The following is a 15,298-nucleotide window of genomic DNA, read 5'->3' as shown; positions in this document are numbered from 1 at the left end:
CCGTGACCCTCATCTACGGCCACCGCGGCGCCAAGGGCGAAGCACCGGAAAACACCCTGACCAGTTTTCAGGAATGTCTAAAGCACGGCGTACGCCGTTGCGAACTGGATCTGCACCTGTCCAAGGACGGCGAGCTGATGGTCATCCACGACCCGACCCTAAAGCGCACCACCGACCGGCGCGGCAAGGTGGTCGAGCACACTGCCGCCGACCTGGTGACCTACGACGCCCGCAAGGGCGGCCCCGGCTGGATCAAGCCGTGCCCGATTCCGACCCTGGAAGAATTGTTCGAGAAATGTGATTTCGATCACTGGCAGCTCGAAGTCAAAAGCGCTTCACGCACCCGCGCAGCCACCACCGTTCTGGCCATTCGTGAAATGGCGGTCAGGCACGGACTGCTCGACAAGGTGACGATCACCTCGAGCTCTCGGGAAGTGTTGAAGGCGGCGCTGGATCTGGTACCGGACGTGTCACGGGGCCTGGTGGCGGAATATGCCTGGCTCGACCCGTTGAAGGTCGCCGCAAACTACGGCTGCGAGATTCTGGCCTTGAACTGGACGCTGTGTACGCCGGAACGCCTGCAAAAGGCGCAACGTCAAGGGCTGCATGTGTCGGTGTGGACCGTCAACGAGCCTGCGCTGATGCGCAGACTCGCCGACTTCGGCGTTGACAGCCTGATTACAGACTTTCCCGGTTTGGCCACTGCCACCCTCGGGAATTGCTGAAATCGGTCTCCCCGGCCGGCTCAGGCCACCGGCCGGAGCCCGTCAAAAAAGCCGGTTGAGGCCGTCGTACGCCGCTACCCGATAGGCTTCGGCCATGGTCGGGTAGTTGAACGTCGTGTTGACGAAGTACTTCAGGGTATTCAGCTCGCCCGGCTGGTTCATGATCGCCTGACCGATGTGCACGATCTCCGACGCCTGATAACCGAAGCAGTGAACGCCCAGCACTTCCAGGGTTTCACGGTGGAACAGGATCTTCAGCATGCCCTGCGGCTCGCCGGCGATCTGTGCACGCGCCATGCTCTTGAAGAACGCCTTGCCCACTTCGTACGGCACTTTGGCCTGGGTCAGTTCCTGCTCGTTCTTGCCGATCGAGCTGATCTCCGGAATGGTGTAGATGCCGGTCGGCACGTCATTCACGAAACGCCAGCTGCCATTGTCAACGATGCTGCCAGCGGCCGAACGGCCCTGGTCGTGGGCGGCACTGGCCAGGCTCGGCCAGCCGATCACGTCACCGGCGCCATAGATGTTCTGCACACAGGTGCGGTAGTTCTCGTCGACTTCGATCTGGCCACGGCTGTTGACCTTGACCCCGATGTTTTCCAGACCCAACTGGTCGGTATTACCGGTACGGCCGTTACACCAGAGCAAGGCGTCGGCCTTGATCTTCTTGCCGGACTTCAGGTGCAGGATCACGCCGTTGTCCACGCCTTCGACGCGGTCATACTCTTCGTTGTGACGCACGGTGATGTTGTTGTTGCTGAAGTGGTAGCTCAACGCCTGGGAGATTTCCGAGTCGAGGAAGCTCAGCAACTGACCGCGGTTGTCCACCAGCTCGACCAGCACGCCCAGACCGCTGAAGATCGAAGCGTATTCGCAACCGATCACGCCGGCGCCGTAAACGATCAGTTTGCGCGGGGTGTGGCCGAGGCTGAGGATGGTGTCGCTATCGTAGATACGCGGGTGGTGGAAATCGATGTCCGCCGGGCGATAAGGACGCGAACCGGTGGCGATGATGATGTGCTTGGCCACCAGTTTCTCGACCACGCCGTTGGCGCAGACCACTTCGATGGTTTGCTCGTCGGCGAAGCTGCCGGTACCGAAGAACACGTCGACGCGGTTACGGGCGTAGTAGCCGGTACGCGAAGCGACTTGCTTGGAGATAACTTTCTCGGCGCTTTTCAACACATCCGGGAAGGAGAACCAGCGCGGCTCGCCGATCGCACGGAACATCGGGTTGGTGTTGAACTGCATGATCTGCCGCACCGAGTGACGCAGTGCCTTGGACGGGATGGTGCCCAGGTGGGTGCAGTTGCCGCCGACCTGGCGACGGCTGTCGACCATCGCCACCTTGCGCCCTGCTTTGGCGGCGTTCATTGCCGCGCCTTCTCCCGCCGGGCCGGAACCCAGCACCACCACGTCGTAGTTGTAGACAGCCATGCGTACTCCTCAGAACAGGCCGCGGTGCCAGCAGCACCGGCGGCTAAATCACGCCGAACGACGGCGCGAAGGAACAATTGGGGGCCAGTAGAAAACCCGGACACAGTCTATAGAAGCGTCAACGCCGCGCACATTAACCCTTGGTCGCGTCGTAGGCTACTTTTGCCTGCACTACAACGCCAGCTTTCGTACTGTTCTCAGTCAACTTTTGCGTCACTGAGCCGTTCGAAAGCGTGACTGGTGCGTGTGACGAAACCTGTATCGGCACGAATCACAAAGAATGCACCAATGTCGTGTTTTTCGGCATAGTCCCAGGCCCTTTCAGGCCCGAGAATCAGCAACAGCGTTGATAGTCCATCGGCCATCAGCGTTGAAGGATGAATGACCGTGACCGACGCCAGATCGTGCAGGACCGGCGCACCGGTCCGGGCATCGAAGGTGTGGGAATAGCGCCGGCCATCCTGCTGAAAATAGTTGCGATAGTCGCCGGAGGTGGAGAAGCCATAGCCATCGATGTTGATGACGCGCTCTGCCACCTGCTGATCATCTCGCGGTTCTTCCAGGGCGATACGCCATGGCGAACCGTCGGGTTTCTTGCCGGACGCCTTGAGCTCGCCGGTGGCTTGCGCGAGATAGTCATGGATGCCCAGGGCTTCGAGTCGCGCAGCAATGGCATCGACCGCGTAACCGGCGGCGATGCTGTTGAAATCCACCTCGACCGCCGCGTCCTTGCACAACCGATCGCCGTCGATACGTAGATGTTGATGACCGACCCGCTGGCGAACCTCGGCCAGTGCCGCCGCGTCCGGGACTTTTTCTTCGCGCCCCTGCGGGCCGAAACCCCATAGATTCATCAGCGGCTCAACCGTGAGGTCGTAGGAGCCTTCGCTTTGCTGCGACAGCTGTTCGCCCATGCGGACCATTTCCAGGATCGGCGCGGGCATGAGCTGACAGCGATCAGCCGGCAACTCATTGAAGCGCGAGATGTCGGAGTCCGCGCGATAAGTCGACATCTGCCGGTCGACATCCGCGAGGATTTTTTCCACTTCGACACGCACTTCCTGCGGGGCAGGCAGATTGGCGTGGCGCACGTACTTGATCGAGTAAGTGCTGCCCATCGTCGGGCCACCAAAAGTCTCGAGGGAATCGCCGTTGCCGCAGCCGGATAAAACCCCGGCCAGCAGCACGAGAATCCCCCACCGTCCAGTTAACAATTCTTCATCTCCCCGCAAAACCGCGCCGGCCATTATGGGCTACGAGCGCAACGCTTTCTTACAAGATTTAGAGCGAGTACCTACCCATGTCTTCCACGACCGGCAAAGGCAAGGCGATTTTTCGCGTTGTCAGCGGCAACTTTCTCGAGATGTTCGACTTCATGGTCTACGGCTTCTATGCCACGGCCATTGCCAAGACCTTCTTCCCCACGGACAGCGCTTTCGCCTCCTTGATGCTTTCTCTGGCCACGTTCGGCGCGGGCTTTCTGATGCGCCCGCTGGGGGCGATTTTTCTCGGCGCCTACATCGACCGGCATGGCCGGCGCCAGGGCTTGATCATCACGTTGGCCCTGATGGCGGCCGGCACCGTACTGATTGCCTGCGTGCCGGGCTACGCCACCCTTGGGGTGGCCGCGCCGCTGATCGTGCTGTTCGGCCGCTTGCTGCAAGGCTTCTCGGCTGGCGTCGAATTAGGTGGCGTGTCGGTGTACCTGGCGGAAATCGCCACGCCGGGCCGCAAGGGCTTTTTTGTCAGCTGGCAGTCCGCCAGTCAGCAAGCCGCCGTGGTGTTCGCCGGCCTGCTCGGTGTAGGCCTCAACCACTGGCTGAGCCCGGAACAGATGGGCGAATGGGGCTGGCGCGTGCCGTTCCTGATCGGCTGCATGATCGTCCCGGTGATTTTCGTCATCCGTCGCTCGCTGGAGGAAACCCCGGAGTTCCAGGCGCGCAAACATCGCCCTACCCTGCAGGAAATCGTCCGTTCGATCGGTCAGAACTTTGGCATCGTCATCGCCGGCATGGCGCTGGTGGTCATGACGACGGTGTCGTTCTACCTGATCACGGCGTACACGCCGACGTTCGGCAAGGCGGAATTGCACCTGTCTGACTTCGATGCGTTGCTGGTGACCGTGTGCATCGGTCTGTCGAACTTCTTCTGGCTGCCGGTGATGGGCGCAGTGTCTGACAAGGTGGGGCGCAAACCCCTACTGTTGGCGGCGACGATTCTGGCGATCCTGACCGCTTATCCGGCGTTGTCGTGGCTGGTAGCGAACCCGAGCTTCAGCCATCTCCTGGTTGTCGAATTGTGGCTGTCGTTTCTGTACGGCTCATACAACGGGGCAATGGTGGTGGCGCTCACCGAGATCATGCCGGTAGAAGTTCGCACGACCGGTTTCTCGCTGGCCTACAGCCTGGCCACCGCAACCTTTGGTGGTTTTACGCCGGCGGCCTGCACTTATCTGATCCATGTGCTGGACAACAAGGCGGCACCGGGGATCTGGCTCAGTGGTGCAGCGGTACTGGGCCTGATCGCCACACTGGTGCTGTTCCGTGGCAACAAGCACGAATTGCGCACGGCACAAGCCGCTATCCCCCGCTAAGGCAAATCGCGCACAAACAAAAACGCCCCGACCAGAGTCGGGGCGTTTTCATTTGCGGCTAAGGCTTAGCGCGGGAACGCTGGCGGATTTACACCGGCCATGTCTTCCATCACGCGAACCACCTGGCAGCTGTAACCGAACTCGTTGTCGTACCAGACATACAGAACAACGCGGTTGTCCTGGGTAATGGTTGCCTCGGCATCCACGACACCAGCGTGACGCGAGCCCACGAAGTCAGTGGAAACCACTTCCTGCGAGCTGACGTAGTCGATCTGCTTGTGCAAATCCGAGTGCATGGCCATCTGGCGCAGGTACTCGTTGATTTCTTCGCGAGTGGTGGCCTTTTCCAGGTTCAGATTCAGAATGGCCATCGACACGTTTGGCGTAGGAACGCGAATCGCGTTACCGGTCAGCTTGCCCTTGAGCACTGGCAACGCCTTGGCAGCTGCAGTGGCAGCACCGGTCTCGGTGATTACCATGTTCAGCGGCGCGGCGCGGCCACGACGGCTGCCCTTGTGGAAGTTGTCGATCAGGTTCTGGTCGTTGGTGAACGAGTGAACGGTTTCAACGTGGCCGTTGACGATGCCGTACTGGTCGTTGACAGCCTTGAGCACCGGCACGATGGCGTTGGTGGTGCAGGACGCCGCCGAGATGATCTTGTCGTCAGGCGTGATGTCGCCATGGTTGATGCCGTGAACGATGTTCTTCAACGCGCCTTTACCCGGAGCGGTGAGAATCACGCGGGCAGCGCCCGGGCAGGCCAGGTGCTGTCCCAGACCGTCGGCATCACGCCATACACCCGTGTTGTCCACGACCAGAGCGTTTTCGATGCCGTACTGGGTATAGTCGACTTCGCTCGGGCTCTTGGCGTAGATCACCTGAATCAGGTTGCCGTTGGCGGTAATGGTGTTGTTTTCTTCGTCGATGGTGATGGTGCCATCGAACGGTCCGTGAACCGAATCACGACGCAGCAGGCTGGCACGCTTGACCAGGTCGTTTTCAGAGCCCTTGCGTACCACGATGGCGCGCAGACGCAAGCCGTCGCCACCACCGGTTTTTTCGATCAGGATGCGCGCCAGCAGACGGCCGATACGACCGAAGCCGTACAGCACGACGTCAGTGCCTTTACGCGCCGAAGCGTTCTGCTGACCAACGACATCGGCCAGTTCTTCGCGAACGAATTGTTCAGCGGTGCGGCCATTGCCTTCAGCGCGGAACTTGAACGCCAACTTGCCCATATCCACCGAAGCCGCGCCGAGCTTCAGCTCGCTCATGGCCTTGAGAAGAGGGAATGTTTCGTGGACGGAGAGTTCGCTGTCGTCGGAAGAGCGGTGGCGAGCAAAGCGGTGGGCTTTGAGAATCGCGATGACAGACTGGTTGATCAGGCTGCGGCCATAGATCGAGCTCACCACGTTGTTGTTGCGGTAGAGCTGACCGATAAGCGGAATCATCGCTTCTGCGAGTGCTTCACGGTCGATCCATTCACCAAGACACTGGTCGGGCTTCTGAGTCACGGTAACCTTCCACATGTAGGGGCAGAAAAAAGGGGCTACATTATGCCGCCGAGAACCTCTCGTAGCAATGCGCGCCTGTCGCGCAATCGGTAACAAAATCCCGTCCAAAAAAATAACGCTCTGCGCCAGCCCAGTAAAACCGGGGCTTCCAGCGCAGTCAGTTTTTCGACGACTGTTAGACGATGTCTGTAACCCTCCGTAACACCTCCGACTTTTGGCACTACATAACCGTAAAAAAAGCGCTGGTTTTTATGGTTACCACTACATTTTTCCCAAACAGCGCAGATAGACGCATCCTGCAACTGACAGGCGGCACCGGACGCCGCTACAATTACCGACTTTGTCGCAACGCCTGGAGCTCAACCTTCCGTGCCTGTTCTGCGTCTACCGCTTCTCCCTGCCGCGGCAGGTAAACAGCACTGGGGCAACCTCCCCGGTGCCGCCCTGAGCCTGGCAATTGCCGAGGCTGCCAGCGCTGCCAAGCGCTTCACGCTGCTTTTGACCGCCGACAGCCAGAGTGCCGAACGGCTGGAACAGGAGCTGAGCTTCTTCGCCCCGGATTTGCCAGTGCTGCATTTCCCGGACTGGGAAACCCTGCCCTACGACCTGTTCTCGCCACACCAGGACATCATCTCCCAGCGCATTGCCAGCCTTTATAGACTGCCTGAACTGGAACATGGCGTGCTGGTGGTGCCGATCACCACCGCCCTGCATCGTCTGGCGCCGACCAAATTCCTGCTCGGCAGCAGTCTGGTGCTGGATGTCGGGCAGAAGCTCGATGTCGAGCAAATGCGCTCGCGCCTGGAAGCCAGCGGCTATCGCTACGTCGACACAGTTTACGAACACGGCGAGTTCACGGTGCGTGGCGCGTTGATCGACCTGTTCCCGATGGGCAGCAAACTGCCGTATCGCATCGATCTGTTCGACGATGAAATCGAAACCCTGCGCACCTTCGATCCGGAAACCCAGCGTTCCATCGACAAGGTCGATTCGGTCAAGCTGCTGCCGGCCAAGGAATTCCCGCTGCAGAAAGAAGCGGTCACTCGCTTCAAGGCACGCTTTCGCGAGCGTTTCGACGTCGACTTCCGTCGCTGCCCGATCTTTCAGGACCTGAGCAGCGGCATCACGCCGGCCGGCATCGAGTACTACCTGCCGCTGTTCTTCGAAGAAACCTCGACCCTGTTCGATTACTTGCCGCAGGACACTCAAGTGTTCTCGCTGCCAGGCATCGAGCAAGCGGCGGAAAATTTCTGGAACGACGTACGCAATCGTTATGAAGAGCGCCGCGTCGACCCATCGCGTCCTTTATTGCCGCCGGCCGAACTTTTCCTGCCGGTGGAAGACTGTTTCGCCCGCCTGAAGAACTGGCCGCGCGTGGTCGCCAGTCAGCAGGATGTGGAAACCGGTGCCGGCCGGGAGCGCTTCCCGGCGCAGGCATTGCCGAATCTGGCGATCGAAGCCAAGGCCACGCAACCTTTGGCCGCGCTTTCGGCATTCCTCGACGAATTCCCGGGGCGCGTGCTGTTTACCGCCGAATCCGCAGGCCGTCGCGAAGTGTTGCTGGAGTTGCTGGATCGCCTGAAGCTGCGCCCGAAAACCGTCGACAGCTGGCCGGACTTCGTTGCAAGCAAGGATCGCCTGGCGATCACCATCGCCCCGCTCGACGAAGGCTTGATGCTGGATGACCCGGCGTTGGCACTGGTCGCGGAAAGCCCGCTGTTCGGCCAACGGGTGATGCAGCGTCGTCGCCGCGAAAAACGCGCCGACGCCAACAACGATGCGGTGATCAAGAACCTCACCGAGCTGCGCGAAGGCGCGCCGGTGGTGCACATCGACCACGGTGTCGGTCGCTATCTCGGCCTGACGATTCTGGAAATCGACAATCAGGCTGCCGAATTCCTGACCCTCGAATACGCCGAGAACGCCAAGCTCTATGTGCCGGTGGCCAACCTGCATCTGATCGCCCGTTACACCGGTAGCGACGATGCGCTGGCCCCGCTGCACCGCCTCGGCTCCGAGACCTGGCAGAAAGCCAAGCGCAAGGCCGCCGAGCAAGTGCGTGACGTCGCTGCCGAATTGCTTGACATCTATGCCCGCCGCGCCGCCCGCGAAGGTTATGCCTTTGCCGACCCGAAGGCCGATTACGCGACTTTCAGCGCCGGCTTCCCGTTCGAGGAGACTCCGGACCAGCAATCCACCATCGAAGCCGTGCGTGAAGACATGCTTGCGCCGAAACCGATGGATCGCCTGGTCTGCGGCGACGTCGGTTTCGGCAAGACCGAAGTGGCCATGCGCGCCGCGTTCATCGCTGTACACGGCGGCAAACAAGTGGCGATCCTGGTACCGACCACCCTGCTCGCCCAGCAGCATTACAACAGCTTCCGCGACCGCTTCGCCGACTGGCCGGTGACCGTGGAAGTGATGAGCCGCTTCAAGTCGGCCAAGGAAGTGAACGCTGCGGTGGCCGAGCTGGCCGAAGGCAATATCGACATCGTCATCGGCACCCACAAGTTGCTGCAGGACGACGTCAAAATCAAAAACCTCGGGCTGGTGATCATCGACGAAGAGCACCGCTTCGGTGTCCGTCAGAAGGAACAGCTCAAGGCCCTGCGCAGCGAAGTCGACATTCTTACGCTGACGGCCACGCCGATTCCGCGCACGCTGAACATGGCAGTGTCGGGTATGCGCGACCTGTCGATCATCGCCACGCCGCCGGCGCGACGCCTGTCGGTGCGCACGTTCGTCATGGAGCAGAACAAGAGCACAGTCAAAGAGGCTTTGCTGCGTGAGCTGCTACGTGGCGGCCAGGTTTACTACCTGCACAACGACGTGAAGACCATCGAGAAGTGCGCCGCCGAACTCGCCGAACTGGTGCCGGAAGCGCGGATCGGCATCGGCCACGGGCAGATGCGCGAACGCGAACTCGAACAGGTGATGAGCGACTTCTACCACAAGCGCTTCAACGTGCTGATCGCCTCGACCATCATCGAGACCGGCATCGACGTGCCGAGCGCCAACACCATCATCATCGAGCGTGCCGACAAGTTCGGCCTGGCGCAGTTGCACCAGTTGCGCGGTCGTGTTGGTCGTAGTCACCACCAGGCTTACGCCTACCTGCTGACCCCGCCACGCCAGCAAATTACCGGTGATGCGGAAAAACGTCTGGAGGCGATTGCCAATACTCAGGATCTGGGTGCCGGCTTCGTGCTGGCCACCAACGATCTGGAAATCCGTGGCGCCGGCGAATTGCTGGGCGACGGTCAGAGCGGGCAGATTCAGGCTGTCGGCTTCACGCTGTACATGGAAATGCTTGAGCGCGCAGTGAAGTCGATCCGCAAGGGCGAGCAGCCGAACCTCGATCAACCGCTCGGCGGCGGCCCGGAGGTCAACCTGCGGGTGCCGGCGCTGATTCCGGAAGATTATCTGCCGGATGTTCACGCGCGCCTGATCCTGTACAAGCGCATCGCTTCGGCCACCGACGAGGAAGGCCTGAAGGATCTGCAAGTCGAGATGATCGATCGCTTCGGTCTGCTGCCGGAGCCGACCAAGAATCTGATGCGCATCACGGCGCTGAAATTGCAGGCCGAGCAGCTGGGCATCAAGAAAGTCGATGGCGGCCCGCAAGGTGGGCGCATCGAGTTCGCGGCGCAGACGCCGGTCGACCCGATGACCCTGATCAAACTGATCCAGAGCCAGCCAAAACGCTACAAATTCGAAGGCGCCACCGTGTTCAAGTTCCAGGTGCCGATGGAGCGCCCGGAAGAGCGCTTTAATACTGTGGAGGCGCTGTTCGAGCGCCTCATCCCGAAAACTGCTTGAAGGACGCCGCATGCGCCTGTTTCGCTCATTGACCTTGCTACTGACACTTGTAGCACCGACGGCGTTTGCCGATGACCTGTATCAGGTCGAAATGATTCTGGTACGTCAGAACGCCGTGCCGGCGATAGTCAGCCGCGCCGCACCGGAAGACTGGGCAGCCGGCGCCCAACGCTTAGGCGATGACAGCAAACGCACCCCGGCATTGAACGATGTTGTGAGCAAACTCAACGCCAGCGGCGAGTACAGCGTGCTGATGCACAAAGCCTGGCAGCAGACGCTGGGCGAGACTCCAGCCAAGGTCGCAGTCAGCGAAGGTCAGGAGCAGTTCGGCCAATTCCCTATCGAAGGCACCATAGAAATGAAGCTCGGGCGCTTTACCGACGTGAACGCCGACTTCTGGGTCAACCAGATCGACGCCAACGGCATGGTCACCGCCAGCGAGCGCCTGAAACAGAACAGCCACACCAAGAACGGCCAACTCAACTACCTCGACAACGGCCACCTGGCCCTGCTGATCAAGATCACTTCACTGACGGCACCCGCGCCTCGGGAAGCGCCTGAAGTCGTTCCGGACTGATCGAAGTCCTTATGCCCCCGCCCCTGAGTAAACCGCTGGCCTCCTCCTGGGTCAGCCGATTCAAGGAACAGAGCCTGGAGCGTGGCCGCCGCTACGCGCTGGAAAACCGGGTGCGATTCGTGCAGGTCGGCGACGCGACCATCACCGCCAGTTGCGAAGGCTCTGGCGGTAACGTCTACCGTCAGACGATTCACCTGCGTGAGTCGGCCAAAGGCACCCTGCTGATGGTCGACGCGACCTGCACCTGCCCGGTACACAGCAACTGCAAACATTGCGCGGCGGTGTTGCTGCAAGTGCAGGAAACCCTCGAATACCCCGCCGCCGCCAAAGACGCCGAACTGCTGGAAAAACTCCAGGCCGTGCTGGAAAACCGCAGCCCGAAGGCACCGCCGCAAGTGCTGGTGGATAACGTGCAACCGGTGCCACGCCTGTGGCTGGCGAGTGTCGAGTTCAGCGCGTTCGAACCACGCAACGGCAAGATGCAGCGCTACATCCAGCATCGCGCAGCGCTGTCCTTCAGTTACCTCGACGAATACGTCAGCGGCCAGAAGAACAGCGACATCCTGATTCGCCAGGAAGCCCAGACCCTGCGGGTGAAACGCCATCCGGACATTGAACAAAGCTACCGCGAGCAGCTGCGAATCCTCGGCTTTCGCATCGCCACCCGGCAGAGCAAGGCTCTGCCGGAAAGCGCCGGCGAACTTTATGAGATGGTCAACGACAGCGCCTGGCTGACGTTCACTCTCAATGATCTGCCGAAGCTGCGCACCCAGGGCTGGGAGCTGTTGGTCGACGATGAGTTCGGCTTCGACCTGACCGCCGTCGACGACTGGTACGCCACCGTCGAGCAGGCGCCGGAGCGGGACTGGTTCGATCTGGAGCTGGGAATCATCGTCAACGGTGAGCGCCTGAGCCTGCTGCCGATCTTGCTCAACCTGATGCGCTCGCATACGGAAATCCTCAATCCGGAACGTCTCGCCCGCCGTCGCGACGATGAACTGATTCTGGTGAACATCCCGCAACGCAACAGCGAGCATGGACCGCTGCAAGTCGCCCTGTCCCTCGGCCGGCTTAAGCCGGTGCTGGCGACCCTTGGCGAGTTCTATTTGCAGGAACCGGGCGAAACCACCCTGCGCCTGAGCAAGGCCGACGCCACGCGCCTGAATTCGCTGGAAGGCATTCCGCTGCTGTGGGAGGGTGGCGAGCAGATTCGCAGCTTCGCCCAGCGCTTGCGTGACATCCGCGATTACAGCGCCAAGCCACCCAAGGGGCTGAATGCGACACTGCGTCCTTATCAGCTCGAAGGCTTGAGCTGGATGCAGTCGCTGCGGCAACTGGAAGTCGGCGGGATTCTCGCGGATGACATGGGACTGGGCAAAACCCTACAGACTCTGGCGCACATTCTCAGCGAGAAGAACGCCGGGCGCCTGGATCGGCCGTGCATGGTGGTGATGCCTACCAGCCTGATTCCCAACTGGCTGGACGAAGCGGCGCACTTCACGCCGCAGCTCAAGGTTGTCGCCCTGTACGGTGCCAGCCGTAAAAAGCATTTCGAGCATCTGGCCGAATACGACCTGATCCTCACGACCTATGCATTGCTGCCCAAGGATGTCGAACGCCTGGCGCAACAGCCGCTGCATGTACTGGTGCTGGATGAAGCGCAGTACATCAAGAACCCGAACAGCAAAGCCGCGCAGGCAGCCCGAGAATTGAACGCTCGTCAGCGCCTGTGCCTGAGCGGGACGCCGCTGGAAAATCACCTGGGCGAACTGTGGTCGCTGTTTCACTTTCTGCTGCCTGGCTGGCTCGGCGACGTCAAAAGCTTCAACGCCGATTACCGCGTGCCGATCGAAAAGCGCGCGAGCGAAGTCAGACTTCAGCACCTCAACGGTCGGATCAAACCGTTCCTGTTGCGCCGCACCAAGGAACAGGTCGCGACCGAGTTGCCGCCAAAAACCGAGATCATCCATTGGGTCGAGCTCAACGAGGCTCAGCGCGACGTGTACGAAACCATGCGTCTGGCCATGGACAAGAAGGTGCGCGACGAGATCACCCGCAAAGGCGTGGCGCGCAGTCAGATCATCATTCTGGAAGCACTGCTCAAACTCCGGCAGGTCTGCTGCGATTTGCGCCTGGTCAACGACGCCACCCTGCCCGCTCGCGGCAGCACCTCGGGCAAGCTCGACAGCCTGATGGAGATGCTTGAGGAATTGTTTGAGGAAGGCCGGCGGATTCTGCTGTTTTCGCAGTTCACTTCGATGCTGTCATTGATTGAGGACGAGCTGAAAAAACGCAATATCTCCTATGCGCTGCTGACGGGACAGACCCGGGATCGGCGCACACCAGTGAAGGAATTCCAGAGCGGCAAGCGTCAGATCTTTCTCATCAGCCTGAAGGCTGGCGGTGTGGGTCTGAACCTGACGGAAGCGGACACGGTGATTCATTACGATCCGTGGTGGAACCCGGCGACCGAGAATCAGGCAACTGACCGCGCGTATCGCATTGGCCAGGAGAAACCGGTTTTCGTCTACAAGATGATTGCCCGAGGCACGGTCGAGGAGAAAATTCAGCATCTGCAGCGGGAAAAATCCGACTTGGCGGCTGGCGTGCTGGACGGGCGCAAGGCCGGGGACTGGAAGTTGCAGAGTGATGATATCGAGGCGCTGTTTGCGCCGTTGCCGGACAAGTTCGACAAGCGCTGAGATCCATGTCGGCTTTCAGATCGATTCGCAGGCAAGCCCGCTCCCACAGAGAAAGCGCTCAACCTGTGGGAGCGGGCTTGCCCGCAAATGACTCGACTCGGTTTTGAGCCCGAATCAGCCCTTGAGCACCCGCGCCAACGTCGACTTCACCTTGCCCATGCCGTCGTGCAACGCCTGTTCGATTTCAGCCATGGTAATCACTTCAGTGGTCTTGCCCGCTGCCGGATTCACCACCAGCGACAAGCAGGCGTAATCCAGATCCAGTTCGCGAGCCAGCGCCGCTTCCGGCATGCCGGTCATGCCGACGATGTCGCAGCCGTCACGCTCCAGTCGTACGATCTCGGCCACGGTTTCCAGACGCGGGCCCTGAGTGCAAGCGTAAACGCCTTGATCGCTGTACTCGCAACCTTCGGCAGCCAATGCAGCAATCAGTTGCTGACGCAGCGGTTCGCTGTAGGGAAAGCTGAAGTCGATGTGTGTGACATGTTCCAGGTCATCGGCGAAATAGGTGTGCTCACGACCACTGGTGTAGTCCACGATCTGATGCGGTACGCAGAAATGTCCGGTGCCCATTGCAGGATGAATACCGCCCACGGCATTGACCGCGATGATCGCCTCGGCCCCGGCCTGCTTCAACGCCCACAGGTTGGCGCGGTAATTGACTTTGTGTGGTGGAAAGCGATGCGGATGGCCGTGGCGAGCGAGGAACAGCACTTCCTTGCCGGCGTATTCACCAATCTGAACCTCGGCCGATGGCGCGCCATAAGGCGTATCCACCGTCAGCGACTGACGAATGCTCAGGCCTTCCAGCTGGGTCAGGCCAGTGCCGCCGATGATTGCGTAAACCGTCATAGCGAAAAAATCCTTAATCGATCAGTTGAGCGTCTTTGAGCGCGCCGACAGCGGTCAGCCAGCGCGGATCCTGACGGTATTCGGTGCTGGCGAACGCCTGACCGCGCATGCGCGCGATACGCGGCGACGGCTTGACCTTCATGCGCTGCGCGGCGCTAAGGGCCAGCTCGGCGGCCGCGCGGTCATTGCAAACCAGACCCATGTCGCAACCGGCACTCAGCGCCGCCTCGATACGACTGGCAGCATCGCCGACCACATGCGCGCCAGCCATCGACAGATCATCGCTAAAGATCACGCCGTCGAACTGCAACTCGCCACGCAGGATGTCCTGCAACCAGCGCCGGGAGAATCCGGCGGGCTGTGCGTCGACTTGCGGATAAATAACGTGGGCCGGCATGACGGCGGCCAAATGCTTGCTGAGCCTGGCGAACGGCACGAGGTCGTTGGCGCGGATCTCTTCAAGACTACGCTCGTCGTTGGGGATTGCGACGTGGGAATCGGCTTCCGCCCAGCCATGGCCGGGAAAATGCTTGCCGGTGGCGGCCATGCCGGCGCTGTTCATGCCTTTTATAAACGCACCGGCGAGCAGCGCGGCGCGCTCCGGATCGCCTTCGAATGAACGGGTACCGACGACGGCACTGCGCTGGTAATCCAGATCCAGCACCGGCGCGAAGCTCAAGTCGAGGCCAACCGCCAGAACCTCAGTAGCCATGATCCAGCCGCATTGCTCGGCCAGGTATTCGGCATTTGGATTGTCAGCGATGGCGCGCATGGCCGGCAGGCGTACGAAGCCCTGACGCAGACGCTGGACGCGGCCGCCTTCCTGATCCACCGCCAATAGCAAGTCCGGACGAATGGCACGGATTGCCGCGCTCAGCTCGCGCACCTGGCGCGGATGCTCGATATTGCGGGCGAAAATGATCAAGCCGCCCACTTCGCGCTGGCGCAACAATTGGCGATCTTCGGCCGTCAGCCAGGTACCGGCGACGTCCACCATCAACGAGCCTTGCAGGCCAGCAGTCATAGAAATTCCTTGAAAACGAAAAACCCGTCTCCCACAAAATCACCGCCAGAGGCAT

10 protein-coding genes are annotated in these 15,298 nt (G+C 60.6%); 5 read left to right on the top strand and 5 right to left on the bottom strand.

Translation table 11 applies throughout. The features are described from left to right. The first annotated feature begins 2 nt into the window (after positions 1-2). Positions 3-725 (top strand): glycerophosphodiester phosphodiesterase, encoded by a 723-nt coding sequence (locus tag CAF73_RS25210; RefSeq protein WP_085704562.1) that lies wholly within the window; start codon positions 3-5, stop codon positions 723-725. Positions 726-767: 42 nt separating this feature from the next. On the opposite strand, the gene sthA is transcribed toward CAF73_RS25210, so the two are convergent. Both sthA and CAF73_RS25200 read right to left on the bottom strand, forming a co-directional pair. Further along, a complete protein-coding gene (gene sthA / locus CAF73_RS25205; RefSeq protein WP_007953019.1) occupies positions 768-2,162 on the bottom strand; it encodes a Si-specific NAD(P)(+) transhydrogenase in 1,395 nt (464 codons plus the stop codon). A gap of 197 nt (positions 2,163-2,359) precedes the next feature. Then, entirely contained in the window at positions 2,360-3,409 is a 1,050-nt protein-coding gene (locus tag CAF73_RS25200; protein ID WP_176247770.1) for an FAD:protein FMN transferase, read from the bottom strand. A gap of 53 nt (positions 3,410-3,462) precedes the next feature. Here CAF73_RS25200 and CAF73_RS25195 point away from each other — a divergent pair, with 53 nt between their 5' ends. After that, positions 3,463-4,755 carry an MFS transporter gene (locus CAF73_RS25195; RefSeq protein ID WP_085704560.1) on the top strand — a complete coding sequence of 431 codons (1,293 nt, stop codon included), beginning with the start codon at positions 3,463-3,465 and terminating at the stop codon, positions 4,753-4,755. A 65-nt stretch (positions 4,756-4,820) separates the two neighbouring features. Here the strand turns inward: CAF73_RS25195 and CAF73_RS25190 are convergent, their stop codons facing one another. Further along, positions 4,821-6,284 carry a glyceraldehyde-3-phosphate dehydrogenase gene (locus tag CAF73_RS25190; protein ID WP_085700501.1) on the bottom strand — a complete coding sequence of 488 codons (1,464 nt, stop codon included), beginning with the start codon at positions 6,282-6,284 and terminating at the stop codon, positions 4,821-4,823. A gap of 354 nt (positions 6,285-6,638) precedes the next feature. On the opposite strand from CAF73_RS25190, the gene mfd reads away from it, so the two are divergent. The 3 genes from mfd to CAF73_RS25175 are packed head-to-tail and all read left to right on the top strand — an operon-like array spanning position 6,639 to position 13,367. After that, positions 6,639-10,088: a transcription-repair coupling factor gene (mfd, locus tag CAF73_RS25185; RefSeq protein ID WP_085700502.1), complete on the top strand. Its 3,450-nt coding sequence runs from the start codon at positions 6,639-6,641 to the stop codon at positions 10,086-10,088. Positions 10,089-10,098: 10 nt separating this feature from the next. Continuing rightward, positions 10,099-10,665 carry a CsiV family protein gene (locus CAF73_RS25180; RefSeq protein WP_085700503.1) on the top strand — a complete coding sequence of 189 codons (567 nt, stop codon included), beginning with the start codon at positions 10,099-10,101 and terminating at the stop codon, positions 10,663-10,665. An 11-nt stretch (positions 10,666-10,676) separates the two neighbouring features. Next, positions 10,677-13,367 carry a DEAD/DEAH box helicase gene (locus CAF73_RS25175; RefSeq protein WP_085704558.1) on the top strand — a complete coding sequence of 897 codons (2,691 nt, stop codon included), beginning with the start codon at positions 10,677-10,679 and terminating at the stop codon, positions 13,365-13,367. A gap of 114 nt (positions 13,368-13,481) precedes the next feature. Here CAF73_RS25175 and CAF73_RS25170 read toward each other — a convergent pair whose 3' ends face one another. Further along, positions 13,482-14,219, bottom strand: coding sequence for an S-methyl-5'-thioinosine phosphorylase (locus CAF73_RS25170; RefSeq protein WP_085704556.1), 738 nt, complete (start codon positions 14,217-14,219; stop codon positions 13,482-13,484). A 13-nt stretch (positions 14,220-14,232) separates the two neighbouring features. Beyond that, a complete protein-coding gene (gene nagZ, locus CAF73_RS25165) occupies positions 14,233-15,243 on the bottom strand; it encodes a beta-N-acetylhexosaminidase (RefSeq protein ID WP_085704554.1) in 1,011 nt (336 codons plus the stop codon). Positions 15,244-15,298: the final 55 nt, after the last annotated feature.

This window comes from Pseudomonas sp. B15(2017), assembly GCF_002113215.1.
GTDB lineage: Bacteria > Pseudomonadota > Gammaproteobacteria > Pseudomonadales > Pseudomonadaceae > Aquipseudomonas.
The sequence above is the reverse complement of the archived record's forward strand: the minus strand, read 5'-3'. Positions and strand labels throughout refer to the sequence as shown.

What these genes read in the sequence shown, in the direction of transcription:
- sthA (WP_007953019.1), bottom strand. Translation starts at nt 2,162, where the DNA reads ATGGCTGTCTACAACTACGACGTGGTGGTGCTGGGTTCCGGCCCGGCG.
- CAF73_RS25200 (WP_176247770.1), bottom strand. Translation starts at nt 3,409, where the DNA reads ATGGCCGGCGCGGTTTTGCGGGGAGATGAAGAATTGTTAACTGGACGG.
- CAF73_RS25195 (WP_085704560.1), top strand. Translation starts at nt 3,463, where the DNA reads ATGTCTTCCACGACCGGCAAAGGCAAGGCGATTTTTCGCGTTGTCAGC.
- CAF73_RS25190 (WP_085700501.1), bottom strand. Translation starts at nt 6,284, where the DNA reads ATGTGGAAGGTTACCGTGACTCAGAAGCCCGACCAGTGTCTTGGTGAA.
- CAF73_RS25180 (WP_085700503.1), top strand. Translation starts at nt 10,099, where the DNA reads ATGCGCCTGTTTCGCTCATTGACCTTGCTACTGACACTTGTAGCACCG.
- CAF73_RS25175 (WP_085704558.1), top strand. Translation starts at nt 10,677, where the DNA reads ATGCCCCCGCCCCTGAGTAAACCGCTGGCCTCCTCCTGGGTCAGCCGA.
- CAF73_RS25170 (WP_085704556.1), bottom strand. Translation starts at nt 14,219, where the DNA reads ATGACGGTTTACGCAATCATCGGCGGCACTGGCCTGACCCAGCTGGAA.
- nagZ (WP_085704554.1), bottom strand. Translation starts at nt 15,243, where the DNA reads ATGACTGCTGGCCTGCAAGGCTCGTTGATGGTGGACGTCGCCGGTACC.